We start from the raw sequence: 24,130 nt of genomic DNA on the forward strand, positions 1-24,130 counted from the left end.
TTCGAGACAGAGTGCCGCGGCAAGTGCCGGTTGTGCTGCGCTGCACACTTTCGATCAGCGCAAGGCTGTGTCGAGCGAAAAACGGCAGCGGGTCGCATAAATTTGTCGAGAGGCACGTAACAACGCCGCGCGACCATTCGTCGAGACAGGATAGCGGCATCCGTCGCTGACAAACACTATCTCGAAGGGAAGACTGCTCATGACCATTCGCACCCGCATCGTGCTCGGCGTTTCGGCTGCCGCTCTGTCGCTTGGCCTCGCGCTGTCGTCGGCCGCTTTTGCTCAGGACAAGATGGGCAAGGACGACGGCATGATGAAGAAGGACACGATGTCCAAGGACGCCATGAAGAAGGATACCATGTCCAAGGACGACGGCATGAAAAAGGATCACATGTCGAAGGACGGGATGAAGAAAGACGACGGGATGATGAAGAAGAACTGATTCCGTCCGCGTTGCGCCGTGCCGGCTCCGACCGGGCGCGCGATCTCGAATTCCGGGCGCGGTCGCCAATGGACCGCCCCGGAATGGCACTTCAGTTCAATTTCAATTGAACGTAAATTTCGAGCGTTACTTGCGCTTGGCCTTGCGGGCCGCATAACGGGCGTCGCGCTTGGCCTTTTGCTCGGCTTCGAGCGCAGCGCGCTGAGCTTCAGCTTCCTCGGCCTCGCGCGTAATCCGCGCAGCCTCGGCGGCCTTGGCTTCTTCCTCAAGGCGCTTCTGCTCGGCTTTTTCGGCGTCGCGCGCAGCCTTCGCCTCGGCGCGCTTGGCCGCGAGGGCCTCGCGTTCGGCGCGCTTCGCCGCCACCGCGGGATCATCGGGACCCGGTTGCGATTTGAACTTGTTCAAAAGATTTTTGCGGGCGTCCTGTGCCGCCTTTTGCCGGTCTGCAAAGCCGGGTTCCCTGAATCCACTCATCGACGAGCCTTGTCTTCCTCGCTTTCGGTCCTACATCACTGGCAGTTGGTACGTCGGCTGGGCATAGCAGGCGCCACGCGACGTAGAAGCGTGTACATCGGCGCGCGTCGCGAAGCCACCCATAATCGCAGCCGATCAGGTCAACGAAAAATCGCCCCCCGACGATCTCTCGTAGCCCGAAAAAACTGCCGAATTGTGATTTCCCTCATAAGGTCGGCAGAATTGCCGGTAAGCTATTGGTTTTCTTCGCTTTGACGTTTGGCTGTGTCAGCCGGCGTGTCAAAAAGTAGATCGGTCACCTTCTTGTCTTCCCGCGCGTGACCGTAGGTCGCGAATACGTGCGCCGGGGTCTTCCAGCCGCCGCGCTTGGCGACCGTCACCGGGTCCACGCCGCGGTGCAGGAGCCCCGTAGCAAAGCCATGGCGGCAGCTATGGAACGTCAGGGCCTCGATGCCGGCCAGCACACAGACGCGCTCCCAAGCCCGCCACGCGGCCATCTTGTAGGGCCAAGGGAACGGCTTCTGCTCCCGCGGCAGGTTTGCCATCGCAATGAACAGATCGACGGGCAGGTGCGCCTCGCGCTCCTCGCCGATCTTGGTCTGGCGGATCAGCACCACCCGGCGCTTGAGATCGACATCCTCCCACTCGACAGCCAGCGCCTCCGAGATCCTGGCGCCGGTCGCGAACATGAACATGGCTAGGGCTCCGAGCTCGGCCGGGGCGTGTGCGCGGAACTTCGTCACCCACTCCAGCGTGGCCGGCTTCTTCACCTTCGTCTCGACCTTGAACCGCCGGACCCGGATCGGCGGGCACAGGCTGCGCTCGGCGCAATGGTTGATGATGGCTTGGGTCGGCACGATCACACACCTGTTGCGGGTCGCGTTGGTGGCATCAGGGTAGAGGTCAACCGCCGCCTGCTGGATGGCGCCAGATGTGATGTCCTTGACCTTCGCGTCACCCCAATACTTCACCACCTTCGCGATGAAGCGCTGCGGCTTGCCGGCGCCGAGGTAGATGGCAGCCGCCTTGGGGAAGGTCAGGACCGCTTCCGGCCCATGGAGACGATGTTTCCAGAACTCGTCTTCGACCTTGGCTGCGGCCTCTTGGGCGGTTTCTTTGTTAGATGTGCGAGTAGAGCCGCGGAGTCGATGTCCGGCAAGCGTTCCCCGATAGTGCCAGACAGGGCTTCCCTTACGTCGATAGATTTTGAGGGGCATGGTTTGGTCGCCTCTAGGATTGTGTCCACGTCTTCGGGCAGGAGCACCATACGATTGCCCAGAACCCGGCCGGCGCCAAGCTGCCTGGCCAAGCTACGCACGCGCCTCTCTGACCAACCGTAGCGGCTGGCGAACTCTGCGGGGGTTATGCACTCAGGAAGTGTCATGCGCTAATTCTACCAGAATTTCGTTTCGACCGAAGAACTAAGAAAACAAAAACTGACTGACTCCACCGAGCAATTTCAACGGCACGCCGCTTTCATCGCTCAAGATTTTCCGTAGTGGCTTGCACATCGTGAATGTGAGAGCGTCTGTCAGCGAATAGCCGGAGACATTCCGCCTTGTCGGCGGACCGCACATCGATTTTGCAAATCCGGCATCTCGCAATCCACTCAGATCCAAGAGCGGGAACAAGCCTGTCAATCGTCGGATGGTGTGGACCGCAATCTTGACATTGCGGCAGCCAATTGTTCTGGACCATCAGTCCGCCTTCACGATCTTGAGCCCGCTTTCCGCAATGGCGTCTAAAACCTTGTCGGCATAGGGATCGCAGCCGCAGAAAGGCCAATCGCAATCCTGGGCAATCTCCGCACTGGCAAGTTTCCGCTGTCTAACGGCGCATTGCCATCGCGGCTTCCAGTCTGAAATGTGCTCGCTCATGCTGTGCCCTTTATTTCCGGCTGACCCTCAAATCGGGCGATCATCTCGCGCATCAGCGCCACCACGTCTTTGCGGTTAGCCCCGTTTGAGATGAAATTGCAGCGAGCGCCATCAGCGGTCCCAAATGGGAAGACAAGCAAGACGAAGCCGGTACTGCGCGCGGCTCCCCTTGCCTCGCCATTGAACGTCTCGTCCAGGACGCTCGCAATAGCGTTCATCTGCTCGCGATACTGCTGCGAGATCGGGCCGTCGCCAAGACGCTCCGTCACAGCGTCACCCGCTCTTTCTTGGCGAGCGCAGCTTCACGGCGTCGCTGCTTGCGATTGCCCCACTCAGGGCCGCGCTGCTCACGCCACATGGCGCGCTCCTCAAGCATCCGCTTGCGTTTGTCGAACGCTTCCAACGCTTCACGCTTGGCTTCGGTGATCTCAAGGCAGCGGTTGATCATTTCCATTTCAGGGCTCCGTAGGTTGTCGAACATGGGAAAGATGCTCGGGCCTGCGCGTCACGTCGTATTTTTCGAGCAACAGCCTCCCGCACATGCGGAGGGATTGCTGGCATGCGGTCGACCTTGTATCGGATCGCGGCCTCCGAAATGGCCGCCTCCGCCAATTGGTCGACCTCGCGCCCAAGGTCTGTGGAAGCGGCTTCCAGAATCCGCATCGTCTCGTCGTCGACGTAGCACCTAATCACGGGCATCGGTTCGCTCCGTTGAAGTGATCGTCTGCACGAAGTAGTTGATCCCGCGCTCGCTGATCTCGAACGTTACGATCTGCTCGTTCGGCTTGATCTCGCGGCCTTCTCGGAACAGTTCGTTAGCAAGCCGCTTCCACGTGATGAAGCCCGCGACCTGCGAATGACCGTCGTTGACAATAACCCTCATTGGTCTGCTTCCGAAGCCACCCCTTGTGATCGTCGGCCATCTCATCGCCATCTCGATGCACCAGCGATTGAGTTCTACATTGGTGGTCAAACCTGCCTTCTTCACTACCTTCGCCATGTCAAAAATCTCCTATATTTTAAGGGGTTTACGCACGCTCATATCTGCTGTGTGAGACGGTGCGTTAAATCCGAAACCACTTCGCATACACAATGCACGGCAGAACAGCCAACCCGAGCCAGCGCGCGTCTCCCGTGATCGCTACGCCGAGAACTCCAACGATCAGCATTGCGAGGAGCGATATCAGCCAAATGTCGGCGGGCTTGATCTTCATGCGAATACATGCCTCGCTTGCTCCTTGAGCACTTCCATTGCCGCCTCGTGATCGCCCGTCGCGTTGTGCAGCGACATCGCGAGCACAAAGGGGTTTACCCCTTGGTTCAGCCAGAACTCGAGCTCGTTGCCCTCGTGCTGCTGGCGATGGCAGCGGCCACACAACGGGAGAGCCCACTTGTCGTCTGACTTCTGCTGCATCCCGGTTGGCTTCTTGCCGTAGCGAAGGCTTCCAACTCGCAAGTGAGCCGCTTCGGTCGCGGTATCGTTGCCGCACATAACGCAGGGCAACGAGCGGATGAAATCCAGGTGTCCGTCGTCATGGACGCGGGGCTGGCGCTGTCTCATTCCTGCACTCCATCGTGAAACACCACGCCACGGTTGGCGCCGAATGCACTGATCAGGTCGATCAGGTCTGTCATCTCAGCCTTGGAGAGATCGGAGGATGACCGGCCCAGGCTCACGAAGCCATTTCCGTCGAGGTTCGGCACCATGCGGAGTTCACGCTTGAGCGCATCTAGGAAGATGAGCTTCCAGTCGTCAGCGGTCAGCCGAAGTCCATGCCACTTCACTTGCGAGGCAAGATCGGTCAGCATGGCCCACATGCGATCGTTCTGAGGAAGCGAGCGCTTCGGAGCCTTGAACTCGACGCGCGTTCCCGGCGGGAGCTGCGCAGCCCAGCGGGCGGCCTTCTGGCGTTCGGTATCCTGGGTCAGGACGATCACGGCGCGGGTCATCAGCGAAACTCGGGAGCGAAGGGGATGTCGTCGTCCATGTCAGCATTCCGCGGACGGCCAGTCGAAATCGGATCGGGGCGGGTAGGGGCCGCTCGCTGCGTCGTCGGCGCCGGCTGCTCGCCTTGCGCATCCTTCGCCCGCACCGTGAAGGATAGCGATGGAGCATCCGCCGACGCGCCTTCCTTGCGCTTCCAGGCGTTCACCCAGTACTCGACGCCGTTGACGTTGAGCGAGCCAGTGAAGTCCGCGTCCTGCTTGTCCGGCCGCTTCTTCTTGTTAGGCCAGATCGAGCCGCGGTTGGTATTGTCGTAAGCCATTATTCTGCTGCCTCTGCTCTGCTGGCGCCGATGCGGTCCAGCGTGTCGTTGAGATGCTTCCTCATTGCCACCGGCATCTGAGCGATGGTGCCGGCGTTACGCTCACGCAACTCCGCCGCCGCGAGGGCGTCGGTTACAAAGTGCTTCACGACCTGGTTGGCGAACGAGTAGGCGACGCGGCCAGCTCTCAGGCCCCAGCCCGCCTTGAGACAGAAGTCCTCATGGACCTTGTCCAGCTCCTTGCGGACGCCGTCAGCCAGGAACGAGGACTTGCCGCGCTGGACGATCGCCACCCATGGCGAGTCCATCTCGTAGAGGTAGCGGCCGACGCCCCAACGCACAGCGGCGCGCTTCAAGGCATCGGAAAGCATGCCCTTCTCGCCCTCAACGTCAGTGGCGCCGGCCCCATCCGCCTTCCAGATCCAGCGGTCTGACGGCATCAGAACGCCGATGTTGCAGATCGCAATCGCGCCGGCCATCGTGTAGTTGCACTGCCATCCATCGGGACCGCAGACCGCATCGAAGCGATCCATGACGGCGCGGGCGTCCATGTACGCAAGCGCCATGCCCTTGGTCTTATCGGCGTTGGTGCTGCCGATGCGCCACTCGATCTCCTCCGCAGCGAAGGGCCGGCAGAGTTCATCGAAAAGCTCTTGGGCTGTCTCGAAGTTAGGCATTGCGAACCACACTCAGTTGGCCCAACGGGCGCTTCGGGGTCTCCAGCGCGACGATCAGCCGGCGGATTTGCTCGATGTCCTCGCCCTCGAAAACCGAGAGGATCAGCTTGGCGCGGAGCAGGATCTGAGAAATCCCGCGGGCCTCACGCTGGAGGAGGGGCTTCTGATCAGGGTCCAGCGCCAGCATGGCGAGGTCAGTCATCTCCTCTGCCATCCTATGAACGCGTTCCTCGACAAGCTGCTGGGGAGTGCCGGGTTCGCATTCGTCACGGATGACGCGTGCGATTTCCTGAAGCTGAAGATCGTATTCCGACATGAAGCCCATCACATCCTCCTCTTGATGCTCAGATCGCGAATGCGACAATGAAACCGACGACGAAAATTCCGATGCCGAGGAAGGCGCCCTCGATGATCTTGTGCATCACGCAGCCTCCGTCCTGAAGGCATTGGCGAAAGCCTCGCCCTTGCACATGGCGACGAACGCGCGCTGCTTCTCAGTCAGTGCCTTGTCGTCCTGAGCCCAGCGCTCAATGACGATGGAGGTGATTTCATCGGTGGCCTTGCGCCAAGTTCCGGTTTCAGAAGAAAGGTCGGTCAGCGCAATGATGCAGCGGAGGTCTTCGTAAGGCGCTGGCGCTCACCCTGGTGGTGGCGGCGCTGGTCGGTGCCAGCCTCCTGTTCGCACGTCCGCAACCCGTCGATAGTGCCGTTCTGGGTGCCGACTGGGAGTGCACCCAGACCGCGTTCGTGCTGACGACCTGCGCACCGCGAGCGACCCCGGCGGTCGAGACCTCGCGCAAGGATGCGATCCGCCCGACCCGCGGCTGAACCCGGCCTGGCGATCGGGATGTGACGCCACGCCGCAGAGGTGATAGAGGCGTCCGACCCGAGCCACCAGGTAGTCATGTCTAAGCCCGAGCCGGGCCTCAAGCCCAAACCCTCTCGAAAGACCCCATCCGGCGACAATCGCCGCGGCGCGGTCGCCGGCCTGATCATCGCGTTACTGATTCTTGGCATCGGGTGGTGGCTTGCCCGCGACCTGACCGCGGCCAGCAAGATGCAGGACTGCCTGATGTCCGGGCGGACCAATTGCAACGTGATCGAACCGGCTCGTTAGACGCGCTCCAGCCCGGCCGGCCGAACCGAAAAATTGCCGTGATCTTAATCATTTGTAACGGGACTTCGCCCATCAAGCAGGTCAGTTATATCAGCCGGCATCAGCCCGGCGTGAGACGAATCGTCTATGCGCTGGGAAATCACGGCGATCAGAGAGTAGGGGGCGAGCACGCATGAGTGCTTCCAAACATATCAAGATCTTCATTCCCTTGGTTTCGGCCATTTCGCTGCTGGCGCTGTCCGCGCAGGCGCAGGAGGCCAGACCGCCGAGGGAAGCCGGCCAACCGCCGGCCGGCCCAGCCGCTGCCGCGCCGCCCCAAAACAATCAGAACGCGCGCAAGGATCGGCCGCCGCAGCAGGCGGCTCGGCCCGCGCAGCCCGGTGCACAGCCTCATGCTGGCGGTCCTGGTCCACACAATGCGGGCGGCCCACCGTCTGGACGCCACTACGCCCGCGGGCCTGTGCGGGAGCGCGACTGGGGCGGCCACGCCTATCGCGGCAACCGCTCTTGGGATGGCGGCCGCTGGCGCCACGAGGTCCGCAACGGCCGCTCCGGCTGGTGGTGGGATGTCGGCGGCGTCTGGTATTATTATCCGCAGCGCATGGCAGGTCCGCCGGCCTATATCTCGGAGGAGTATTACGACGATGTGCCGGTGGCCTATGCTCCGGCGCCGCCTCCGGTCGCCTATGCGCCGCCGCCCCCGCCGCCGGCAGATCCCGGTGCAAGCGCGCTCGGTGGCGCCATTGTCGGTGGTGTCCTGGGCGGGCTGCTCTCGGGTAACGCGACGGGAGCCGCCGCAGGCGCGGTCCTCGGCGGAGCGACGGGCGCGATTGCCGGCGCCACGGCCGCCTCGCAGCCGGGCTACTATCTGGCTCAGGGCGTTTGCTACTACCGCTATCCCAACGGTCAGTACGTGCAGGCCGATCCGCGCGCGTGCTACTGAGCTCGCCAAATCGGATTTGAAACGGAGGCGGGCTCAGGCCCGCCTCTTTCGTTTGGCGTCTGCGATGGCTTTAGCGCTGGCGCTCGGTGCCGTCCCACGCAAGTCTCAAAGAAAACCGTCGGGATGATTCGCGGGGATGTAGACATGCTGGATGCCATCCAGATCAGCATGGCGCTGTGGGCCATGATCGTATGTGGCGGGATCAAACTCTCGCAGGTGCTGCACTGCCTGTTCTAGAGCAGGATGGGTGCTGCACCCCGGATCGCTCCGGCCATCAAGATACCAGCCAGTTGAAGAACGCGATCGAGGCCCAAACCAGGCCTCCGATCCAGGCCAGCATCACGATGGTGATGGTGCCGAGATAGGTGATGCCGAGCAGGTCGGGTCTCTGTCGTGGCGTCGGGACGACCACGTCGGCTGCTGCTTTGTGTGTCATGACCGGAGCGACCATCATGTCCTCTGCGCTCGTGTAAGCGCTCGCGCTTCAGCGAAGCGTTGCCTCGATGTTTAGCGAAGATGTCGTCCGCCGGATGTGATGCAATTCACAGATCGGTCTGAATGAAGTCCGGCTTTGCAATCAGCGGATGCATCGCGCGGTTGTCGGGTCGCCACGTCACAACTCCGGTCGCAGCGCTACCCCGCAATCATACGGACGAAAATGCCACGCGCTTGTCCAGATCGTCCGGTTAAGATGTCAGCGTCATGTGTAGCCAGTACGATCCACAGCATGAGGCAGAGGCCGCAATGAAGCGGGCCGCAGCGTCCGAAGGCGCTGATCGGCAACGCCTGATCGAACTCGCCCTGGCCTGGCACCAGCTTGCTCGCGAACGGCGTGAGGAGCCGAGCGAGTAACGGTTACTGTCACCGGCTATTTCGAAACAGAAAAACCCCGTGCTCGGGGGACAAGCGCGGGGTCCTTCAAGCCGACCGGGGCTGGCAGGTCGGCACCACTCTGTTTCCTCGATCCAACGTGCCGGTTGTGATCTCGTTCCACGACACGCAGAATTTGGTGGCGCCAACCGATCGGCATCGCGGTCGATCCGCCCGGCTCAGGTCTCAGGCGGGAACATTCGATCCGCAGCAGCGTTGGCCGGCCATGACCGACCCCGAGCTGCGTGCACAATCCTTTGAGATCGCCTGGAGATATCTCGACCAATCTGGCCTGCTCACTGGCGAGAGAAAGGATTCGGCCCGCTTCATCCTGAACCGGATCGACCGCATGATGCTGCGTGGCGAGCGGCGCAGACTGCTGCTGTCAAACGCCGCGATCGACGCCTACCGGCTGCGGCCTTTGCTCGTCACGCTCGATGCATGATTGATAGCCGGCCGGACGGTGCGTCTGGTCACTCCCACGCGCCCAGGCACGAACGGCAAAGGCCAATTGATGGTGACCGGCCGCGGCGTGCGTCAGGGACGCTTGCACCACTTCGAGTCGCCTTGCGATGCCCCTTGGGCTCACGTCTACGGCAGCGTCTATCGCCAAAAATGCGATGGCGGTGGCGGCAACCCCTGATGCGATGGCCATCCGTGTCCAATCAGACGACGGCATCAGAACATCCTGCGACAGCTTTCTGGCATGGCGCATAGATAGGACGCTCCCGTTCGCGTGACAGGTCTGCGCACATTTTGTTGAAGGACGACGTTTCCGGGAATTTGGCCGTCGGACCCGCGAACAAAGAAAAAGCCCCCGAAGGGGCTTGATCTTCTTATGCCGCTTCCTGCTTGGGCACGGCGTCGGCATTCACCGACAGCTTGACGGTGTCGCCCTCGACGGCGCCGACATATTTGGTGTCGATGTAGTGATGATGGTCCTTGTGACCTTCGGGGCTGTCCTTCCGGGTCAGCTTGATGCGGTTGCCCTCGAGGCGATCGACGGTGCCGACATGCGCGCCGTCCTTGCCGATGATCTTCATGTGCTCTTTGATTTCCGACATGTGGTCCTCCTTGCGCAGTCTCAACGGTCGAGGTCGGCGTTCGTTTCAGCCGCAGTTTTGGACCCAAGGCACTTTCTGGACGTTCCATCCATATTGGATCTGTAGAGGCGCATGGAGACCATTCAGGCCTATCTGGAACGCAAGCATGACGAACTCGGGCTGCTGAATAGTTGCCTGAGAAACCCGCTGCGCTTGCCTTGTCCGCGATCGGTCGACGAGGTCGTCAAGTCGAAGTTCCAAATCACGGCCGCGCTGCGGGCCGACCATGAGCTGCGTGACTGGAAAGCGACGGAGACGGCGTGGTCGGCGACGGCGTCGCCCGCAAGCGGTCCGTTCGAGTTCAGCTACGACTACCAGCGGGCGGACCTGGAGGTGCGCGGTCCGTCATTTTATCAGCACGAGACCGGCAGGACGGTTTACACAGCGTCGGGCATGGCTGCGATCTCGGCGCTGCTGTTTGCCTCCACGCGCGTGTTCGACGGGGCCGACATCCTGGTGATGCCGGGCTGTTACGGCGAGACCATCGAGCTGATCGAACGCGTCGTCCCGCGTTTGAGGCTCGTCAAGCTGGAGCTGCCGCTTGGCGATGCGTTGGCCCGCGCCGGCTCGCGAAAAATCCTGCTGCTGGATTCATGCGCGCCAGCCGGAGCATTCGAAGCTGCGCTTCGCACCGATGGGGCTGGGCTCGATCTGCTGATCTTCGACACGACGTGCTTTGCCGGCGGATCGGGCCGCATCCGGCGCGTGCTCAGCTGGGCCCGGCGACGCCGGCTGCCCGTCGTGATGGTCCGAAGCCACACCAAGCTGGATTCGCTCGGCGCGGAATACGGCCGGCTCGGGTCCGCGGTCTTCGTTGGTCCCGGTGAGGGTGCTTCGATCTGCGATCGTCTGGCACAGGACATGCGCGACGCCGTCCGTCTGCTCGGCGGCGCAGCGCTGCCGGCGCATTTTCCGCCGTATGTGGGCACGCCGGCCTATTGGTCGCTAACGAGGCGGCGCATCGCCGCGATCCTGCATAACGGCCGCCGCACCAGCCGATATTTTGCCGCGACGCTAGCGCCTCTTGCGGCCGAGCTGCATTTCACCCACGGCCTCTATGTCACGCTGCGCAGCAGCCGCCCGCTCGACGAGGCCAGTGCGCGGCAGGCCGCGGAGCTGATGAGCCGTGATCTGAGCGAAGCGGGATTTCCGATCCGCCACGCCGGCAGCTTCGGCTTCGACTTCGCTGCCACCGAATGGTTTCACGAGGCGACCACGGACCGGTACAGAGTCCGGGTGGCGGTGCCGGATTTGCCGACAGAGGTTTGGGATGATCTGACCGCGGCGATTGCGCGGTGGTGGAGGGAGCACGAAGGAAGTCTCGCTGTCCCAGCCCCAGCGAGCCAATTTGACGAGGATTTGACGCATTGAGCGTCGGGGCAGCAAGGCTTGGCGATCCCAGCAGGACTCGAACCTGCAACCCGCGGAGTAGAAACCTTTCGGATGCTGAGTCTTGTCAATGGCTTAGCTCCCCCATGTTGCGGTGATGTTGCTTCGGCTACCGAAGAGGCACCGCGTGCTTAGCGTTGCAAGTGCCGCACCGATAGAAGTCTGATCGATCCGTGCCACCGCCTATTGCATGAAGATAGCTGTCTCCCCGACCATCCACCCAGCAATTCGGGCACATGCTTTGTCCACCGGTCATGGGGTAGATCGAGGCCCTAGCGGCGGCGCCTTCAGCCACAGAGAGCTCGTTCTCAACCTTCTGCAACTCCGCTCGAAGCTCTTGAAGCCGGCGCCGCAGCGAAGCTGCCTGTGCCTCCTTTGCCCTGGCAATGTCGCGAGCCACGCCCGCGAAGAAGTTGGCCGACATCAGATCCCTCCCAAGAGCCTTGCCTGTAGCGCCTCTGCCGCGCGCTGGTCCGCCTCAGCATCTGCAAACAGATGCCCGTAAACATCAAAAGTAACCTTGATCGAGCTGTGCCCCATCAGGCGCTGGATCTGCTTCGGGTTGTGGCCGTTTTCGATCCAGAGGGAAGCACATGCATGGCGCAACGAGTGCATGCCGTACTTTCCTGCCACAACCATCTTCGGTGCGCCAGTGTCGTCCAGCACGGGCTTGCCAGCTTCATCCAGCACAGGGTGAAGCTCCGTAATACCGGCGGCGATCAAAATGGGCTCCAACGCGCAGCGGCGCTACCGTGAGATCATGGTGTTGCTGCCGGAGCGCATGGACGAGCAGCGCAAGATGCGGATCATTGGTGCGATCTACGAGGCGCACGGCTCGCGCCGCTACAAGGGCAAGCCGTTCGGCATCACGAAGGCAGCGAAGTGCATCAAGCAGTTCATTGCCGATGACTACAAGCAGCACCCGGACAAGGCCTACGGCGACATCAAGACGCCTTGGTCACTCGACGCGCCGATCTACGAGGACGGAGTGGCAACCCTGGCTGACCGGGCAACCCGCAGCATTTGGGACGAGGTGCCCCTGTAGGGGATGGATTTTTTACCAAATCAGTGGTGCACTGAGGGCGGAGCCTAGAAACTCCCGCCGAAAGCCCTTGCCGGGGCTGGGTAGGCACCAGGGCGATGGCAGGGCGATCCTTGCCGGGATCAACTGTCGCCATCGAGACGTAGACGCGCTGGTTTGCCGCCAGCGTGAACGGCACCACTATGCCGGGAAGGCGGCGGCTATACAAGACCCGAAAGGGGAAAGCCGTCGCGCGTCGTCTCTGGCGGCGTTTCTAGCTTCCCGGCGCCAGTGCTGCCCACTGGCACCCGGCCCTAGAAAGCCGGTCTGTATCCAGAGAACCGAACCATGAAGAACAGTGCCCAAAAGGCCCTTAGGGAGCCTCAGGAATCGTTTGCCGCCCTCGCGGTAGCTTTGCCGCCCCATTGGCATCAGGCTGTTATACGGCTCGCTAAAGCCACCGAGCGGGTGGAAAGACGGATGGACGAGATGGGGCTTTGCAAGACCCCGATGACCTTCCAGCAGAAGATGCGCCAGATGGTCGATGACCTGCTGGTCCTGCTCGACGGCATGGACGACGACCCCGACCTCGAGCCAACGGCCGGCGGATCTTGCGACGACGAATGCGAGCCGGAGGAGACTGAGCCGTCGCTCGGCAGCCTCGATCGCGTGATCAACCAGGACCGCGCTTGGCGCTGCGGCGGCTTCGTCGTGGATTTGGAGCAGGACGACTGCGACCGCGAAGACGACGACCCGGACGAGGCGAAGCAGCAGGCGTCCGAAATGTGCCCGTGCGTCTGACCCGGCTGCTGGTCGGTCGGCTCTGCTTCAAGCTGAGCCTGCGGCTCGCAATGGCCGGCGCGATCATCAGCGGGCTTGATGCGACTAGGCCGGCATTCCCGCTGCATCACTACTGACGACAGAGGCTGTCCCATCTGTCTCAAACGAGAACGCTGCCGGGCTCGAAATAAGCGTCCCGGCAGCGTTGCATTCTCAAACTGAGTACTGAAATCCCAGTTGGTCTGGACTGTGCAACGGCCATGCCACAGGCATGTGACCAAAGCAAAACGGCCCCAAGCAGGTCCGGGGCTGGCTCGGACGTTGAGGCCGTTCGGCGCTGCCTACAAAATAGGCGCGCTTGCATGTTTTTCCCGATCGCAGTTGGATTCGCAAGGAATACTTGGACTAACTGTACATTATTGCTGCCAGTTCACGCTGGCGCGACTCGTTCTTGGTTCTGAGCACGTTCCGATGGGCGCCGGGGGTACTGTCCGTAATTCACCCTCAGTGTCCTAGTTTGTTCGTGCGGTGTCCTAAGTTAATTTGAAACCGGCTCGCCTGCGTTATGTTGTCAAGACATCCCCAGACGCGCCGAGCCGTGCCTAATGACGCAAGATCAAAGCAAAACGCTACTTCGGTGCCCGAAATGCCAGAGGCCCACGTCGCTTCTGGAGCGACTCTGGAACCCGAAAACCTCCGGCTACGTTCGCGTCTAGAAGTGCGAGTGCGGTCATTTGATTTGGGACGAGTAAGGCCGCCTCAGTTGGCGGCCTGTTCACGCTGGCGGGCCTCTCACCACTTGCCGAAAAATCGCCCGACCAACAACGCCGCCGCAATCGCCAGCATGGCATAGATGGTCCTGCGGCCGGTTCGTTCGATGTGGTTAGTCATCTCCGGACTGGCGCCCCTGTTCGATCTCGCTCGCTCCGCGCGATCGCCTTTGCGATCTCCTCCGCTTCATTCTTGCTCGGCAGGCCGGAGATCGATCGCCGGCCGGCGTTCTCATCGAACTGCACGAAGGTTGAGACGCGGATCTCATAGCGATGGTTGAGACCGCCATCGTCGGAGCAAATCAGACGGACGTGTGTGTAAGGCTCGGGCATGCCTCTATCGAGACGTGCCGCGCTCCAGAGTCAAATCGTCGATCCCTAGCGGCGCGGAACGGTCGCAAGCTACTGTCTGTCGTGGGTGTGGAAGGGAGGCTTATTCGATTCCAGACTCGTGCTGTTGCGCCTTCATTACGATCGCTAACAAGCCGAGCACTACAACTGCGATCAGCGCCAGGAATCCACCAACAATCGCGAGGCAGATCATGACATGCCTCCGGTGAACAGATCGCGAAAGCGCGTGTTGCGCCCGTGTTGCGTGGAGCGATTGGTAATGTCGCGTAACGCACTGAAATTGCAGGGAGTGACTTGGAACGCCGCGCAACACGGATCGGCTTGCAGAACGAAGCCGATACTGAGCCAAGCTATTGATGCATGAGGAGAAACACTGGCGATCCCAGCAGGACTCGAACCTGCAACCCGCGGAGTAGAAATCCGCTACTCTATCCAGTTGAGCTATGGGACCGTCCTTAAGCCGTCCCGGTTTGGGGGCCAGCCGTTCATATAGCACGCCAATATGAAAAATCTCGCCTTTCGCCAAGTCTGAACCGAACCGTTTTCCTCAATGCCGCGACAAAGCGGAACGGTGGCGTGTCAGGGTGCCGGGTCGAGCGGCAGCGGACTGGACGATGGATCACATCGCCGGGACCGCTGAACAGCTTCCGGGACGCGGCTGCTGGTCGACGGGTCTGGGATTGCTGCGCCATCAGGACGGCGTGCGCGGCGGTACCTTGATCGGTCTCCTCTGGGCTGTCCTTGTCATGGCGAATGCGACGATCTGCAGCTCTGGTTCCATCGCCTTGAGTCCGTCACCTTTCCGCGCACTTCATCTGCCGCCGCGGCGTTCGTCCGCGCTTTCCGGGAGTCCATCATGATCGGTCTGATCCGCGCCGTCACATTCTGCGCCACGCTGGCGCTCGGCATTAGCGCAGCACAGGCCGCCGACAAGGCGTTCAAGCGCGACGATCTCGCCGATTCCGCGATCAAGCTCGAGGCCCAGATCAAGAGCGAGGCGGGGCCCGTCGCCAAGTCGAGCGCGACGCTGCGCACTGACGCGGACGCCGCCTTCCGGCGCAACGACTATCGCACCGGCCTGTCGGTCCTCGGCCAGATCGCGGCGACCACGCCGGAGGATACCGGCAACTGGCTGCGGCTCGCCAAGGTCATCTTCCAGATCTCGCCGAAGAGCTCGAGCGAGCAGACTTTCCTCCTGGAGCGCGCCTCGACGGCCGCCTACATCGCCTATCAGCGCGCCGGCAATCCGGGCGAGGAGGCCGACGCGCTCGCCGTGCTCGGCAAGGCACTGGCCGAGCGCAAGCTGTGGCGTCCGGCACTGGACGCGATGCGGCTGTCGCTGGACACGCGCGAGGTCGCCGAGGTTCGCGGGAGCTACGAGAAGCTGCGCGACCAGCACGGTTTCCGGCTGCTCGACTATACCGTGGACTCGGATTCGGCGAGCCCGCGGGCTTGCTTCCAGTTCTCGGAAGAGCTCGCCAAGCGGACCGACTTCGCGCCGTTCCTGGCGCTGGCGGGACAAGACAAGCCGGCGCTGTCGGCCGAGGGCAAGCAGCTCTGCGTCGACGGGCTGAAGCACGGCGAGCGCTATAACGTCAATTTGCGCGCCGGCCTGCCGTCGACCGTGAAGGAAGGCCTGCCGAAATCGGCCGAGTTCAACTTCTATGTGCGCGACCGCAAGCCGTTCGTGCGCTTCACCAGCCGCGCCTATGTGCTGCCGAGAACCGGTCAGCGCGGCATTCCCGTGGTCAGCGTCAACACGCCCGCGGTCAATATCAACGTGTTCCGGATCGGCGACCGTAACCTCATCAACACGGTGGTCGATAGCGACTTCCAGAAGACCCTGTCGAAATATCAGCTCTCGGATCTCGGCGACGAGCGCGGCGTCAAGGTCTGGTCCGGCGAGCTCGCTACCGCGATGACGCTGAACCAGGACGTCACCACGGCGTTCCCGGTCGACCAGGCGCTCGGCGAGCTCCAGCCGGGCGTGTACGTGATGACCGCCGCCGCCAAGAGCCCGGGCTCGGATGACGATTACCAGCTCGCCACGCAATGGTTCATCGTTTCCGATCTCGGCATCACCGCCTATTCCGGCAATGACGGCATCCACGTCTTCGTGAATTCGCTGGCGTCGACCGATCCGATCGGCAAGGCCGAGGTGCGGCTGGTTGCCCGCAACAACGAGATCCTGGCGACCCGCAAGACCGACGATGCCGGCCATGTGCTGTTCGAGGCAGGGCTGGCGCGCGGCGAGGGTGGCTTGTCGCCGGCGATGCTCACCGTCAGCGGGGAGAAGGCCGACTATGCCTTCCTCAGCCTCAAATCCTCGGCCTTCGACCTCTCCGACCGCGGCGTTGCCGGTCGTGCGGTGCCTGCAGGCGCTGACGCGTTCGTCTATGCCGAGCGCGGCGTCTACCGCTCCAGCGAGACCGTCTATCTCACCGCGCTGTTGCGGGACGGGCAGGGCAATGCCGTCACCGGCGGCCCGCTCACGATGGTGATCGAGCGTCCTGACGGCGTCGAATATCGGCGTGCCGTGCTGGCCGACCAGGGCGCCGGCGGCCGCACGCTGGCGGTGCCGCTCAATTCGGCCGTCCCGACCGGGACGTGGCGGGCGCGCGCCTTTACCGACCCGAAGGGATCGGCCGTCGGCGAAACCACCTTCATGGTCGAGGATTACGTCCCGGACAGGATCGAATTCGACTTGTCCGCCAAGGACAAGGTGATCACAGCTAACGCTCCAGTGGAACTGAAGGCGGACGGTCATTTCCTCTATGGCGCGCCGGCCTCGGGCCTCCAGCTCGAAGGCGACATGCTGGTGGCGCCTGCCAAGGAACGGCCGGGCTTTGCCGGCTATCAGTTCGGCGTCGACGACGAGGAGACCACCTCGAACGAGCGCACGCCGCTCGAGAACCTGCCCGAGGCGGACGCCAACGGCGTTGCGACCTTCCCGGTGACGCTGGACAAGCAGCCGGCCTCGACCCGGCCGCAGGAGGCGCAGATCTTCGTCCGCATGGTCGAGACCGGCGGCCGCGCCGTGGAGCGCAAACTCGTGCTGCCGATCGCGCCCGCGAGCGCCATGATCGGCATCAAGCCGCTGTTCGGCGACAAGAACGTGGCCGAGGGTGCCAAGGCCGAATTCGACGTCGTGTTCGTCTCGCCCGAGGGCAAGACGCTGCCCCGCGACGGCCTGCGCTACGAGCTCCTGAAGATGGAGTCGCGCTACCAATGGTATCGCCAGAACAATTACTGGGAGTACGAGCCGGTCAAGTCGACCTCGCGCGTGGCTGACGGCGATGTCGTGATCGCCGCCGAAAAGCCGTCGCGGATTTCGTTGAACCCCCAGTCCGGCCGCTACCGTCTCGACGTGAAGTCGAACGACGCGGACGGCCCGGTGACCTCGGTGCAGTTCGATGTCGGCTGGTACTCCGACGGCAGCGCCGACACGCCGGACCTGCTGGAGACCTCGATCGACAAACCGCAATACGCCTCCGGCGACACTATGACGGTGTCGGTCAATGTGCGCAGCGCCGGCAAGCTGACCATCAACGTGTTCGGCGACCGCCTGCTGACGACGCAGACCGTCGACGTCAAGGAAGGCACCGCGCAGGTGAAGCTTTCGATCGGCAAGGACTGGGGCACCGGAGCCTATGTCGTGGCGACGCTGCGCCGCCCGCTCGATGCGGCCGCCCAGCGCATGCCGGGCCGGGCCATCGGCCTGAAATGGTTCGGCATCGACAAGCAGGCCCGCACCTTGCAGGTCAAGCTGACGCCGCCGGCGCTGATCCGGCCAAATTCGGCGTTGAAGATCCCGGTCAAGCTCGACGGGCTCAATCCCGGCGAGGACGCCAAAATCGTCATCGCCGCGGTCGATGTCGGCATCCTCAATCTCACCAATTACAAGCCGCCGGCGCCTGACGATTATTATCTCGGCCAGCGCAGCCTGACCGCCGAGATCCGCGATCTCTACGGGCAGCTGATCGACGGCATGTCGGGCACACGCGGTCAGATCAAGTCCGGCGGCGACGCCGGTGGCGAGCAGCAGGGTTCGCCGCCCACGCAAAAGCCTCTGGCGCTGTATTCGGGCATCGTCACCGTCGCCGCCGACGGTTCGGCCGAAGTGAGCTTCGATGTTCCGGAGTTTGCCGGCACCGCGCGCGTGATGGCGGTGGCGTGGACCGCGACCAAGCTCGGCCGCGCCAACATCGACGTCGTGATCCGCGATCCCGTGGTACTGACGACGACGCTGCCGCGCTTCCTGCTCAACGGCGATCGCGGCACGGTCAATCTCGAGATCGACAATGTCGAGGGCCAGGCCGGCGACTACGTCGTCAACGTGAAGACGGGTGGCCCGGTGAAGATGACGGGTAATCCCGCCACCACCGTCAAGCTCGCCGCCAAGCAGCGCAACTCGTTCGCGCTCGCGATCGACGCGACCGCGGCGGGGCAGGCGACGCTCGACGTCGACATCACGGGGCCGAACGGCCTGACGCTCGCGCGGCATTATGCGCTTGACGTCAAGGCCGCGACCCAGGTGCTGGCGCGGCGCTCGATCCGGACGCTGGCCAAGGGCGAGAGCCTGACGCTGACCCCGGACATGTTCTCGGATCTCGTGCCGGGCACCGGCAGCGTCTCGGTCTCGGCCAGCTTGTCGACCGCGCTCGATGCGGCGACGATCCTCAAGGCGCTCGACCGCTATCCCTATGGCTGCTCGGAGCAGATCACGAGCCGTGCGATGCCGCTGCTCTACGTCAACGATCTTGCGGCGGGCGCGCATCTGGCCATGGACACCGAGGTCGACCAGCGCATCCGCGATGCGATCGAGCGGCTCCTGGCGCGCCAGGGCTCCAACGGCTCGTTCGGGCTGTGGTCGGCCGGCGGTGACGACGAATGGTTGGACGCCTATGTGACGGACTTCCTGACCCGCGCCCGCGAGAAGGGCTTTGCAGTGCCCGACGTGCTGTTCAAGAACGCGCTCGACCGCATCCGCAACTCCGTCGTCAATGCCGACGAGCCGGAGAAGGACGGTGGGCGCGAGCTCGCCTACGGCCTGTACGTGCTCGCGCGCAATGGCGCGGCGCCGATCGGCGACCTCCGCTATCTCGCCGACACCAAGCTTGCCCACCTCGCAACGCCGATCGCGAAGTCGCAGCTTGCGGCGGCACTGGCGCTGGTCGGTGATCGCAACCGCGCCGAGCGGGTGTATAGTGCCGCGCTCGACAGCCTCGCGCCGAAGCCCGCGCTGGAGTTCGGCCGCACCGATTACGGCTCGCAGCTTCGCGATGCCGCAGCTCTGGTGTCGCTCGCCAGCGAAGGCAATGCGCCGAAGGCGACGCTGACGCAGGCGGTCGCACGGGTCGAGACCGCCCGCGGGCTCACGCCCTACACCTCCACGCAGGAGAATGCGTGGCTGGTGCTGGCGGCGCGGGCGCTGGCCAAGGAGAACCTGTCCATGGAGGTGGATGGCCAGCCGGTCAAGACCGCGCTCTATCGGAGCTATAAGGCGGATACGCTGGGCGGCAAGCCGCTGAAGATCACCAACACCGGCGATGCACCGGTGCAGGCGGTGGTCTCGGTGTCGGGCTCGCCGGTGACGCCGGAGCCGGCAGCGTCGAACGGCTACAAGATCGAGCGCAATTTCTTCACGCTCGACGGCAAGCCCGCCGACATCAGCAAGGTCAAGCAGAACCAGCGCTTTGCGGTGGTGCTGAAGATCACCGAAGCCAAGCCGGAGTACGGCCACATCATGGTGGCGGATTATCTGCCGGCGGGCCTCGAGATCGACAATCCGAACCTGGTCTCCTCGGGCGACAGCGGCACGCTGGACTGGATCGAGGACGGCGAGGAGCCCGAGAATACCGAGTTCCGCGACGACCGCTTCACCGCGGCCATCGACCGTACCTCGGATTCCAAATCGGTGTTCACCGTCGCCTATATCGTCCGCGCCGTCTCGCCCGGCAAATACGTGCTGCCGCAAGCCTATGTCGAGGACATGTATAATCCCTCGCGCTACGGCCGCACCGGCACGGGGTCTGTCGAGGTGCGAGCCGCGAAGTGAGATGAACGAAGTGACGCCACACACGCAGTCGTCATGCCCGGGCTTGTCCCGGGCATCCACGAACTTTGCCGCCGCGGCGAAGAACGTGGATGGCCGGCACAAGCCCGGCCATGACGGGCGGAGAGGGCAGCTTGTCTTTCGACTTCTCTCAGCCCTCGCGCTTACCTTCATCCTCGCCATCATCGGTTTCGTCGGATGGGTCTATTCACTCGGTCCTTTGCCGCTCGACGAGGCGCGGCAGGTCTCCACCACCATCGTCGATCGCAACGGCAAGCTGCTGCGCGCCTATGCGATGGCCGACGGGCGCTGGCGGCTGCCGGTCGATGCCAAAGCGAACGTCGATCCGATCTATCTGAAGCTGCTGCTGGCCTATGAGGACCAGCGCTTCTATGCCCATGACGGCATCGATCCGCTGGCGCTGGGCCGCGCCGCCTTGCAACTGACGACGCGGGGCCACATCGTGTCGGGCGGCTCGACCATCACCATGCAGCTTGCGCGCCTGATGGAGCCGCGGCGGCAGCGCTCGCTCTATGCCAAGCTGCGGCAGATGGTGCGCGCCATCGAGATCGAGCGAACCCTCGGCAAGGAAGAGGTCCTCGACCTCTATCTCGCGCTCGCGCCTTACGGCGGCAATCTCGAAGGCATCCGTGCCGCCTCGATCGCCTATCTCGGCAAGGAGCCCAAGCGGTTGTCGCTGGCCGAGGCCGCGCTGTTGGTGGCGCTGCCGCAATCGCCGGAGACACGCCGGCTCGATCGCCATCCCGAGGCCGCTCGCATCGCGCGCGACCGCGTGCTCGATCGCATGGTCGGCGAGCATCAGGTCAGCCTCGAGGACGCGAAGCAGGCCAAGGCCGTCCCCATCCCGAAGCTGCGCAAGCCAATGCCGATCCTGGCGCCGCATGCCTCCGACACCGCGCTTTCGACCGTCAAGGACAAGCCGGTCATCAAGCTGACGCTGGATGCGAACTTGCAGAAGGTGCTGGAGCCGCTGGCGCGCGACCGCGCGATTGCGCTTGGGCCGAACATCTCGGTCGGCATCATCGTGGTCGACAACGAGAGCGGCGACGTGCTCGCCCGCGTCGGCTCGGCCGATTATTTCGACGAAAGCCGGGCAGGGCAGGTCGACATGACCCGCGCGGTCCGTTCGCCGGGATCGACGCTGAAACCCTTCATCTACGGGCTCGCCTTCGAGGATGGCTTCGTCCACCCCGAGAGCCTGATCGACGACCGGCCGGTCCGCTTCGGCTCCTACGCGCCGGAAAATTTCGACATGACGTTCCAGGGCACGGTGCCGGTGCGGAAGGCGCTGCAATTGTCGCTGAACGTACCGGCCATCGTGCTGCTCGATCGCGTCGGCTCCAGCCGGCTGACCTCGCGGCTACGCCAGGCCGGCGGCAATCTCGTGCTGCCGAAGGACGAGGCGCCGGGACTGGCCATGGGTCTCGGCGGCGTCGGCGTGACGCTCCAGGATCTCGTTCAGCTCTATACGGGCTTCGCGCGGCTCGGCAGCACCAAGCCGCTGCGCGAGATCATGGCCGACAGCGATGACCGCGAGCCGCTGCGGCTCTTGGATCAGGTCGCGGCCTGGCAGGTCGGCAACGTGCTGTTGGGCACGCCCCCGCCGGAGAACGCCGCCCATAACCGTGTCGCCTTCAAGACGGGCACCTCCTACGGCTACCGTGATGCCTGGTCGGTCGGCTTCGATGGCCGCATGACCATCGGCGTCTGGGTCGGACGGCCCGACGGTGCGCCGGTTCCCGGCCTGATCGGGCGCGTCGCTGCGGCACCGATCCTGTTCGACGCTTTTGCCCGAACCGGCAAGACGCTGGCGCCCTTGCCGAAGCCGCCCAAGGGAACCCTGGTAGCCAGCAACACCAAGCTGCCGCTCCCCTTGAAGCGGTTCCGTCCGGTCGGCGAGTTGGTGCGCACGGGAGGCGCGCAGGCCGTGCACATTCAATTTCCGCTCAACGGCTCGCGGATCGATGTCGATCGATCGGGTGGCCGGGAGAGCGCGGCCATGCCGGTCAAGGTCGCCGGCGGCGTGCTGCCCATGACCGTCATGGTTAACGGCACCGCGCTCGGCGAGATCGACGGACGCCGCCAGCGGCTGATCGATCCGCCCGGTCCGGGCTTTGCGCGGCTGACGGTGATCGACGCCACGGGCGCCGCGGACACAGTCGTCATTCGAATTCAATAAGCCCGGCTCAAGCGGTTGTAGGGATGGCGGTTTCAGCGTAAGCGGAACCAATGGCCGAGACCTATCCACCCCCCCGTTTTGGAGCGCCCCGCGAGCCGAAATCGCCCGTCAATCCGGGCAGCGGGCTCGTGCGCATGCTCGATATCGCCACGGCCAGCCATGCCCGCGCGGTCGGCTTCCTGGTGCTGTGTGCGCTGCTGCTGTTCCTGCCTGGCTTCTTCACCATTCCGCCGATCGACCGCGACGAAGCACGCTTCGCCCAGGCCACTAAGCAGATGGTCGAGAGCGGCGACTATGTCGACATCCGTTTCCAGGAGGATGTCCGCTACAAGAAGCCGGTCGGCATCTATTGGCTGCAATCGGCGGCCGTGGAAGCTGCCGCGGCGCTCAAGCTGCCGAAGGCCGAATTGCGCATCTGGGTCTACCGCCTGCCGTCGCTGCTGGGTGCGATCGGCGCGGTGCTCATGACCTATTGGGCCGCGCTCGGCTTCATCACGCGGCGCGCCGCGGTGCTGGCGGCCCTCATGATGTGCGCCTCCGTGCTGCTCGGCGTCGAGGCGCGGCTCGCCAAAACCGACGCGATGCTACTGCTCTGTGTGGTCGCGACGATGGGGGCGATGGCGCGGGCCTATCTGTCCTGGCAGCGCGCCGAGGACGAGGCCCGTCCGCCCTGGAGCTGGCCGGCTATCTTCTGGACCGCGCTCGCCGTCGGCATCCTGATCAAGGGGCCACTGATCCTGATGTTCGCGGGCCTGACCATCGTCGCGCTCGCGATCCAGGACCGTGACTCGTCTTGGCTCTGGAAGCTGCGCCCGGTCTGGGGCCTGATGTGGACGCTGGTCCTGGTGCTGCCCTGGTTCGTCGCGATCTTCTGGCGCGCGGGTGAGACTTTCTTCACCGATTCCGTCGGCGGCGACATGCTGAGCAAGCTGGGAGCCCAGGAATCCCACGGCGCGCCGCCCGGGCTGTACCTGGCGCTGTTCTGGATCACCTTCTGGCCCGGTGCGCCGCTTGCGGTGATGGCGGCGCCGGCGGTCTGGCGCGCGCGGCGCGAGCCGGGCGCGCAGTTCCTGCTGGCCTGGCTGATCCCGTCCTGGATCGTGTTCGAGGCCGTGTTGACCAAGCTGCCGCATTACGTGCTGCCGCTGTACCCCGCGATCGCGATCCTCACCGCCGGCGCCGTGGAACGGCGCGTGCTGTCGCGGTCGTGGCTGATGCGCGGCGCCGCCTGGTGGTTCGCGATTCCGGCGGCAGCCTCGATCATGGTGGTGGTCGGCGCGGTGATCCTGACTCGGCAGCCGGCCTTCGTGGCCTGGCCGTTCATCGCGGCCGCGCTGATCTTCGGCCTGTTCGCCTGGTGGCTCTACGACAACAACCGTGCCGAGCGCTCGCTGCTCAATGCGCTGGTCGCCGCTTTGATGCTGGCGGTGGTCGTCTACGGCATCGTGCTGCCGTCACTGACCCCGCTGTTTCCGAGCATCGAGATCGCGCGCGCGCTGCGCAACGTCACCTGCGTCGGGCCGAAGGCGGCTTCTGCCGGCTATCACGAGCCGAGCCTCGTCTTCCTAACGGGCACGAAGACGCTGCTGACCGACGGCTCGGGTGCGGCGGACTTCCTCGGGCAGGGCAGCTGTCGCTTCGCACTGATCGAGCAGCGCTCGGAACGCAGCTTCGTGCAGCGCGCCGAGGCGATCGGATTGCGCTACAAGGTCGGCACGCGCATCGACGGCTATAATTTCTCGCAAGGGCGTGCGATCTCGATCTCGATCTTCCGCTCGGAAGGCACCGAATAGG

Annotated in this window: 26 protein-coding genes and 1 tRNA gene; 12 read left to right on the forward strand and 15 right to left on the reverse strand. The window is 63.7% G+C overall.

Going from position 1 to position 24,130, the window contains the following annotated elements; translation table 11 throughout:
* The first annotated feature begins 199 nt into the window (after positions 1 to 199).
* On the forward strand, positions 200 to 442 hold the full coding sequence (locus tag LPJ38_RS24145) for a pentapeptide MXKDX repeat protein (protein WP_145633452.1): 243 nt from the start codon (positions 200 to 202) through the stop codon (positions 440 to 442).
* 126 nt (positions 443 to 568) lie between these two features.
* Here the strand turns inward: LPJ38_RS24145 and LPJ38_RS24150 are convergent, their stop codons facing one another.
* The 11 genes from LPJ38_RS24150 to LPJ38_RS24200 all read right to left on the reverse strand — a co-directional run bounded on the left by LPJ38_RS24150 (position 569) and on the right by LPJ38_RS24200 (position 6,062).
* On the reverse strand, positions 569 to 916 hold the full coding sequence (locus LPJ38_RS24150; RefSeq protein ID WP_145633455.1) for a DUF6481 family protein: 348 nt from the start codon (positions 914 to 916) through the stop codon (positions 569 to 571).
* A gap of 233 nt (positions 917 to 1,149) precedes the next feature.
* A complete protein-coding gene (locus tag LPJ38_RS24155) occupies positions 1,150 to 2,133 on the reverse strand; it encodes a tyrosine-type recombinase/integrase (RefSeq protein WP_145633458.1) in 984 nt (327 codons plus the stop codon).
* A gap of 480 nt (positions 2,134 to 2,613) precedes the next feature.
* Positions 2,614 to 2,793, reverse strand: coding sequence for a hypothetical protein (locus LPJ38_RS24160; protein WP_145633461.1), 180 nt, complete (start codon positions 2,791 to 2,793; stop codon positions 2,614 to 2,616).
* Positions 2,790 to 3,062 (reverse strand): hypothetical protein, encoded by a 273-nt coding sequence (locus tag LPJ38_RS24165; protein ID WP_145633464.1) that lies wholly within the window; start codon positions 3,060 to 3,062, stop codon positions 2,790 to 2,792. The genes LPJ38_RS24160 and LPJ38_RS24165 overlap by 4 nt, the downstream gene beginning before the upstream one ends.
* Complete coding sequence (locus tag LPJ38_RS24170; protein WP_145633467.1) at positions 3,059 to 3,247, reverse strand: hypothetical protein; 189 nt, start codon at positions 3,245 to 3,247, stop codon at positions 3,059 to 3,061. The genes LPJ38_RS24165 and LPJ38_RS24170 overlap by 4 nt, the downstream gene beginning before the upstream one ends.
* A 231-nt stretch (positions 3,248 to 3,478) precedes the next feature.
* Positions 3,479 to 3,793 (reverse strand): hypothetical protein, encoded by a 315-nt coding sequence (locus LPJ38_RS24175; protein ID WP_145633470.1) that lies wholly within the window; start codon positions 3,791 to 3,793, stop codon positions 3,479 to 3,481.
* 210 nt (positions 3,794 to 4,003) lie between these two features.
* Positions 4,004 to 4,354, reverse strand: coding sequence for a DUF968 domain-containing protein (locus LPJ38_RS24180; protein WP_145633473.1), 351 nt, complete (start codon positions 4,352 to 4,354; stop codon positions 4,004 to 4,006).
* Positions 4,351 to 4,743, reverse strand: coding sequence for a recombination protein NinB (locus LPJ38_RS24185; protein WP_145633475.1), 393 nt, complete (start codon positions 4,741 to 4,743; stop codon positions 4,351 to 4,353). The genes LPJ38_RS24180 and LPJ38_RS24185 overlap by 4 nt, the downstream gene beginning before the upstream one ends.
* Positions 4,743 to 5,060: a hypothetical protein gene (locus LPJ38_RS24190; RefSeq protein ID WP_145633478.1), complete on the reverse strand. Its 318-nt coding sequence runs from the start codon at positions 5,058 to 5,060 to the stop codon at positions 4,743 to 4,745. The genes LPJ38_RS24185 and LPJ38_RS24190 overlap by 1 nt, the downstream gene beginning before the upstream one ends.
* Positions 5,060 to 5,737 (reverse strand): Rad52/Rad22 family DNA repair protein, encoded by a 678-nt coding sequence (locus tag LPJ38_RS24195; protein ID WP_145633481.1) that lies wholly within the window; start codon positions 5,735 to 5,737, stop codon positions 5,060 to 5,062. Before LPJ38_RS24195 ends, LPJ38_RS24190 begins: the two co-directional genes overlap by 1 nt.
* Positions 5,730 to 6,062, reverse strand: a complete 333-nt coding sequence (locus tag LPJ38_RS24200; RefSeq protein WP_145633484.1) for a hypothetical protein — start codon at positions 6,060 to 6,062, stop codon at positions 5,730 to 5,732. The genes LPJ38_RS24195 and LPJ38_RS24200 overlap by 8 nt, the downstream gene beginning before the upstream one ends.
* A gap of 579 nt (positions 6,063 to 6,641) precedes the next feature.
* Between LPJ38_RS24200 and LPJ38_RS24205 the strand changes: the two genes are divergently transcribed.
* Both LPJ38_RS24205 and LPJ38_RS24210 read left to right on the forward strand, forming a co-directional pair.
* Entirely contained in the window at positions 6,642 to 6,854 is a 213-nt protein-coding gene (locus tag LPJ38_RS24205) for a hypothetical protein (RefSeq protein ID WP_167520471.1), read from the forward strand.
* Positions 6,855 to 7,026: 172 nt separating this feature from the next.
* On the forward strand, positions 7,027 to 7,797 hold the full coding sequence (locus LPJ38_RS24210; protein ID WP_145633490.1) for a hypothetical protein: 771 nt from the start codon (positions 7,027 to 7,029) through the stop codon (positions 7,795 to 7,797).
* 274 nt (positions 7,798 to 8,071) lie between these two features.
* Here the strand turns inward: LPJ38_RS24210 and LPJ38_RS24215 are convergent, their stop codons facing one another.
* Positions 8,072 to 8,233, reverse strand: a complete 162-nt coding sequence (locus LPJ38_RS24215) for a hypothetical protein (RefSeq protein ID WP_167520472.1) — start codon at positions 8,231 to 8,233, stop codon at positions 8,072 to 8,074.
* A 534-nt stretch (positions 8,234 to 8,767) separates the two neighbouring features.
* Between LPJ38_RS24215 and LPJ38_RS24220 the strand changes: the two genes are divergently transcribed.
* Positions 8,768 to 9,112: a hypothetical protein gene (locus LPJ38_RS24220; protein ID WP_231088388.1), complete on the forward strand. Its 345-nt coding sequence runs from the start codon at positions 8,768 to 8,770 to the stop codon at positions 9,110 to 9,112.
* 391 nt (positions 9,113 to 9,503) lie between these two features.
* Here the strand turns inward: LPJ38_RS24220 and LPJ38_RS24225 are convergent, their stop codons facing one another.
* Positions 9,504 to 9,731 carry a DUF2171 domain-containing protein gene (locus LPJ38_RS24225; RefSeq protein ID WP_145633493.1) on the reverse strand — a complete coding sequence of 76 codons (228 nt, stop codon included), beginning with the start codon at positions 9,729 to 9,731 and terminating at the stop codon, positions 9,504 to 9,506.
* Between the two features lie 111 nt (positions 9,732 to 9,842).
* Between LPJ38_RS24225 and LPJ38_RS24230 the strand changes: the two genes are divergently transcribed.
* Positions 9,843 to 11,141: a hypothetical protein gene (locus LPJ38_RS24230; protein ID WP_145633498.1), complete on the forward strand. Its 1,299-nt coding sequence runs from the start codon at positions 9,843 to 9,845 to the stop codon at positions 11,139 to 11,141.
* A 441-nt stretch (positions 11,142 to 11,582) separates the two neighbouring features.
* Here the strand turns inward: LPJ38_RS24230 and LPJ38_RS24235 are convergent, their stop codons facing one another.
* A complete protein-coding gene (locus LPJ38_RS24235) occupies positions 11,583 to 11,882 on the reverse strand; it encodes a tyrosine-type recombinase/integrase (protein ID WP_231088389.1) in 300 nt (99 codons plus the stop codon).
* Between the two features lies 1 nt (position 11,883).
* On the opposite strand from LPJ38_RS24235, the gene LPJ38_RS24240 reads away from it, so the two are divergent.
* The 3 genes from LPJ38_RS24240 (at position 11,884) to LPJ38_RS38000 (ending at position 13,097) form a co-directional block, all read left to right on the forward strand.
* Positions 11,884 to 12,204 carry a hypothetical protein gene (locus tag LPJ38_RS24240; RefSeq protein ID WP_145633501.1) on the forward strand — a complete coding sequence of 107 codons (321 nt, stop codon included), beginning with the start codon at positions 11,884 to 11,886 and terminating at the stop codon, positions 12,202 to 12,204.
* A 324-nt stretch (positions 12,205 to 12,528) separates the two neighbouring features.
* A complete protein-coding gene (locus LPJ38_RS24245) occupies positions 12,529 to 12,981 on the forward strand; it encodes a hypothetical protein (protein WP_145633504.1) in 453 nt (150 codons plus the stop codon).
* Positions 12,972 to 13,097 carry a hypothetical protein gene (locus tag LPJ38_RS38000; RefSeq protein ID WP_283811471.1) on the forward strand — a complete coding sequence of 42 codons (126 nt, stop codon included), beginning with the start codon at positions 12,972 to 12,974 and terminating at the stop codon, positions 13,095 to 13,097. Before LPJ38_RS24245 ends, LPJ38_RS38000 begins: the two co-directional genes overlap by 10 nt.
* 1,358 nt (positions 13,098 to 14,455) lie before the next feature.
* On the opposite strand, the gene LPJ38_RS24250 is transcribed toward LPJ38_RS38000, so the two are convergent.
* Positions 14,456 to 14,532: transfer RNA gene (locus tag LPJ38_RS24250), tRNA-Arg, on the reverse strand.
* Between the two features lie 163 nt (positions 14,533 to 14,695).
* Between LPJ38_RS24250 and LPJ38_RS24255 the strand changes: the two genes are divergently transcribed.
* From LPJ38_RS24255 to LPJ38_RS24270, 4 genes are all read left to right on the forward strand, one after another.
* Positions 14,696 to 14,941: a hypothetical protein gene (locus tag LPJ38_RS24255; RefSeq protein ID WP_145633508.1), complete on the forward strand. Its 246-nt coding sequence runs from the start codon at positions 14,696 to 14,698 to the stop codon at positions 14,939 to 14,941.
* Positions 14,938 to 20,139, forward strand: a complete 5,202-nt coding sequence (locus LPJ38_RS24260; protein WP_145633511.1) for an alpha-2-macroglobulin family protein — start codon at positions 14,938 to 14,940, stop codon at positions 20,137 to 20,139. Before LPJ38_RS24255 ends, LPJ38_RS24260 begins: the two co-directional genes overlap by 4 nt.
* An 85-nt stretch (positions 20,140 to 20,224) precedes the next feature.
* Positions 20,225 to 22,336 carry a penicillin-binding protein 1C gene (gene pbpC / locus LPJ38_RS24265; protein WP_167520473.1) on the forward strand — a complete coding sequence of 704 codons (2,112 nt, stop codon included), beginning with the start codon at positions 20,225 to 20,227 and terminating at the stop codon, positions 22,334 to 22,336.
* A gap of 50 nt (positions 22,337 to 22,386) precedes the next feature.
* Positions 22,387 to 24,129, forward strand: coding sequence for an ArnT family glycosyltransferase (locus LPJ38_RS24270; RefSeq protein WP_145633519.1), 1,743 nt, complete (start codon positions 22,387 to 22,389; stop codon positions 24,127 to 24,129).
* The last annotated feature ends 1 nt before the right edge of the window (position 24,130 follow it).

This window comes from Bradyrhizobium daqingense (genome assembly GCF_021044685.1).
Lineage (GTDB): Bacteria > Pseudomonadota > Alphaproteobacteria > Rhizobiales > Xanthobacteraceae > Bradyrhizobium > Bradyrhizobium daqingense.

Bases quoted from the DNA above. Each gene is read 5' to 3' on its own strand.
- LPJ38_RS24145 (WP_145633452.1), top strand. From the start codon at position 200: ATGACCATTCGCACCCGCATCGTGCTCGGCGTTTCGGCTGCCGCTCTG.
- LPJ38_RS24150 (WP_145633455.1), bottom strand. From the start codon at position 916: ATGAGTGGATTCAGGGAACCCGGCTTTGCAGACCGGCAAAAGGCGGCA.
- LPJ38_RS24155 (WP_145633458.1), bottom strand. From the start codon at position 2,133: ATGCCCCTCAAAATCTATCGACGTAAGGGAAGCCCTGTCTGGCACTAT.
- LPJ38_RS24160 (WP_145633461.1), bottom strand. From the start codon at position 2,793: ATGAGCGAGCACATTTCAGACTGGAAGCCGCGATGGCAATGCGCCGTT.
- LPJ38_RS24170 (WP_145633467.1), bottom strand. From the start codon at position 3,247: ATGGAAATGATCAACCGCTGCCTTGAGATCACCGAAGCCAAGCGTGAA.
- LPJ38_RS24175 (WP_145633470.1), bottom strand. From the start codon at position 3,793: ATGGCGAAGGTAGTGAAGAAGGCAGGTTTGACCACCAATGTAGAACTC.
- LPJ38_RS24180 (WP_145633473.1), bottom strand. From the start codon at position 4,354: ATGAGACAGCGCCAGCCCCGCGTCCATGACGACGGACACCTGGATTTC.
- LPJ38_RS24185 (WP_145633475.1), bottom strand. From the start codon at position 4,743: ATGACCCGCGCCGTGATCGTCCTGACCCAGGATACCGAACGCCAGAAG.
- LPJ38_RS24190 (WP_145633478.1), bottom strand. From the start codon at position 5,060: ATGGCTTACGACAATACCAACCGCGGCTCGATCTGGCCTAACAAGAAG.
- LPJ38_RS24195 (WP_145633481.1), bottom strand. From the start codon at position 5,737: ATGCCTAACTTCGAGACAGCCCAAGAGCTTTTCGATGAACTCTGCCGG.
- LPJ38_RS24200 (WP_145633484.1), bottom strand. From the start codon at position 6,062: ATGGGCTTCATGTCGGAATACGATCTTCAGCTTCAGGAAATCGCACGC.
- LPJ38_RS24205 (WP_167520471.1), top strand. From the start codon at position 6,642: ATGTCTAAGCCCGAGCCGGGCCTCAAGCCCAAACCCTCTCGAAAGACC.
- LPJ38_RS24210 (WP_145633490.1), top strand. From the start codon at position 7,027: ATGAGTGCTTCCAAACATATCAAGATCTTCATTCCCTTGGTTTCGGCC.
- LPJ38_RS24215 (WP_167520472.1), bottom strand. From the start codon at position 8,233: ATGACACACAAAGCAGCAGCCGACGTGGTCGTCCCGACGCCACGACAG.
- LPJ38_RS24225 (WP_145633493.1), bottom strand. From the start codon at position 9,731: ATGTCGGAAATCAAAGAGCACATGAAGATCATCGGCAAGGACGGCGCG.
- LPJ38_RS24230 (WP_145633498.1), top strand. From the start codon at position 9,843: ATGGAGACCATTCAGGCCTATCTGGAACGCAAGCATGACGAACTCGGG.
- LPJ38_RS24240 (WP_145633501.1), top strand. From the start codon at position 11,884: ATGGGCTCCAACGCGCAGCGGCGCTACCGTGAGATCATGGTGTTGCTG.
- LPJ38_RS24245 (WP_145633504.1), top strand. From the start codon at position 12,529: ATGAAGAACAGTGCCCAAAAGGCCCTTAGGGAGCCTCAGGAATCGTTT.
- LPJ38_RS24255 (WP_145633508.1), top strand. From the start codon at position 14,696: ATGGATCACATCGCCGGGACCGCTGAACAGCTTCCGGGACGCGGCTGC.
- LPJ38_RS24260 (WP_145633511.1), top strand. From the start codon at position 14,938: ATGATCGGTCTGATCCGCGCCGTCACATTCTGCGCCACGCTGGCGCTC.
- LPJ38_RS24270 (WP_145633519.1), top strand. From the start codon at position 22,387: ATGGCCGAGACCTATCCACCCCCCCGTTTTGGAGCGCCCCGCGAGCCG.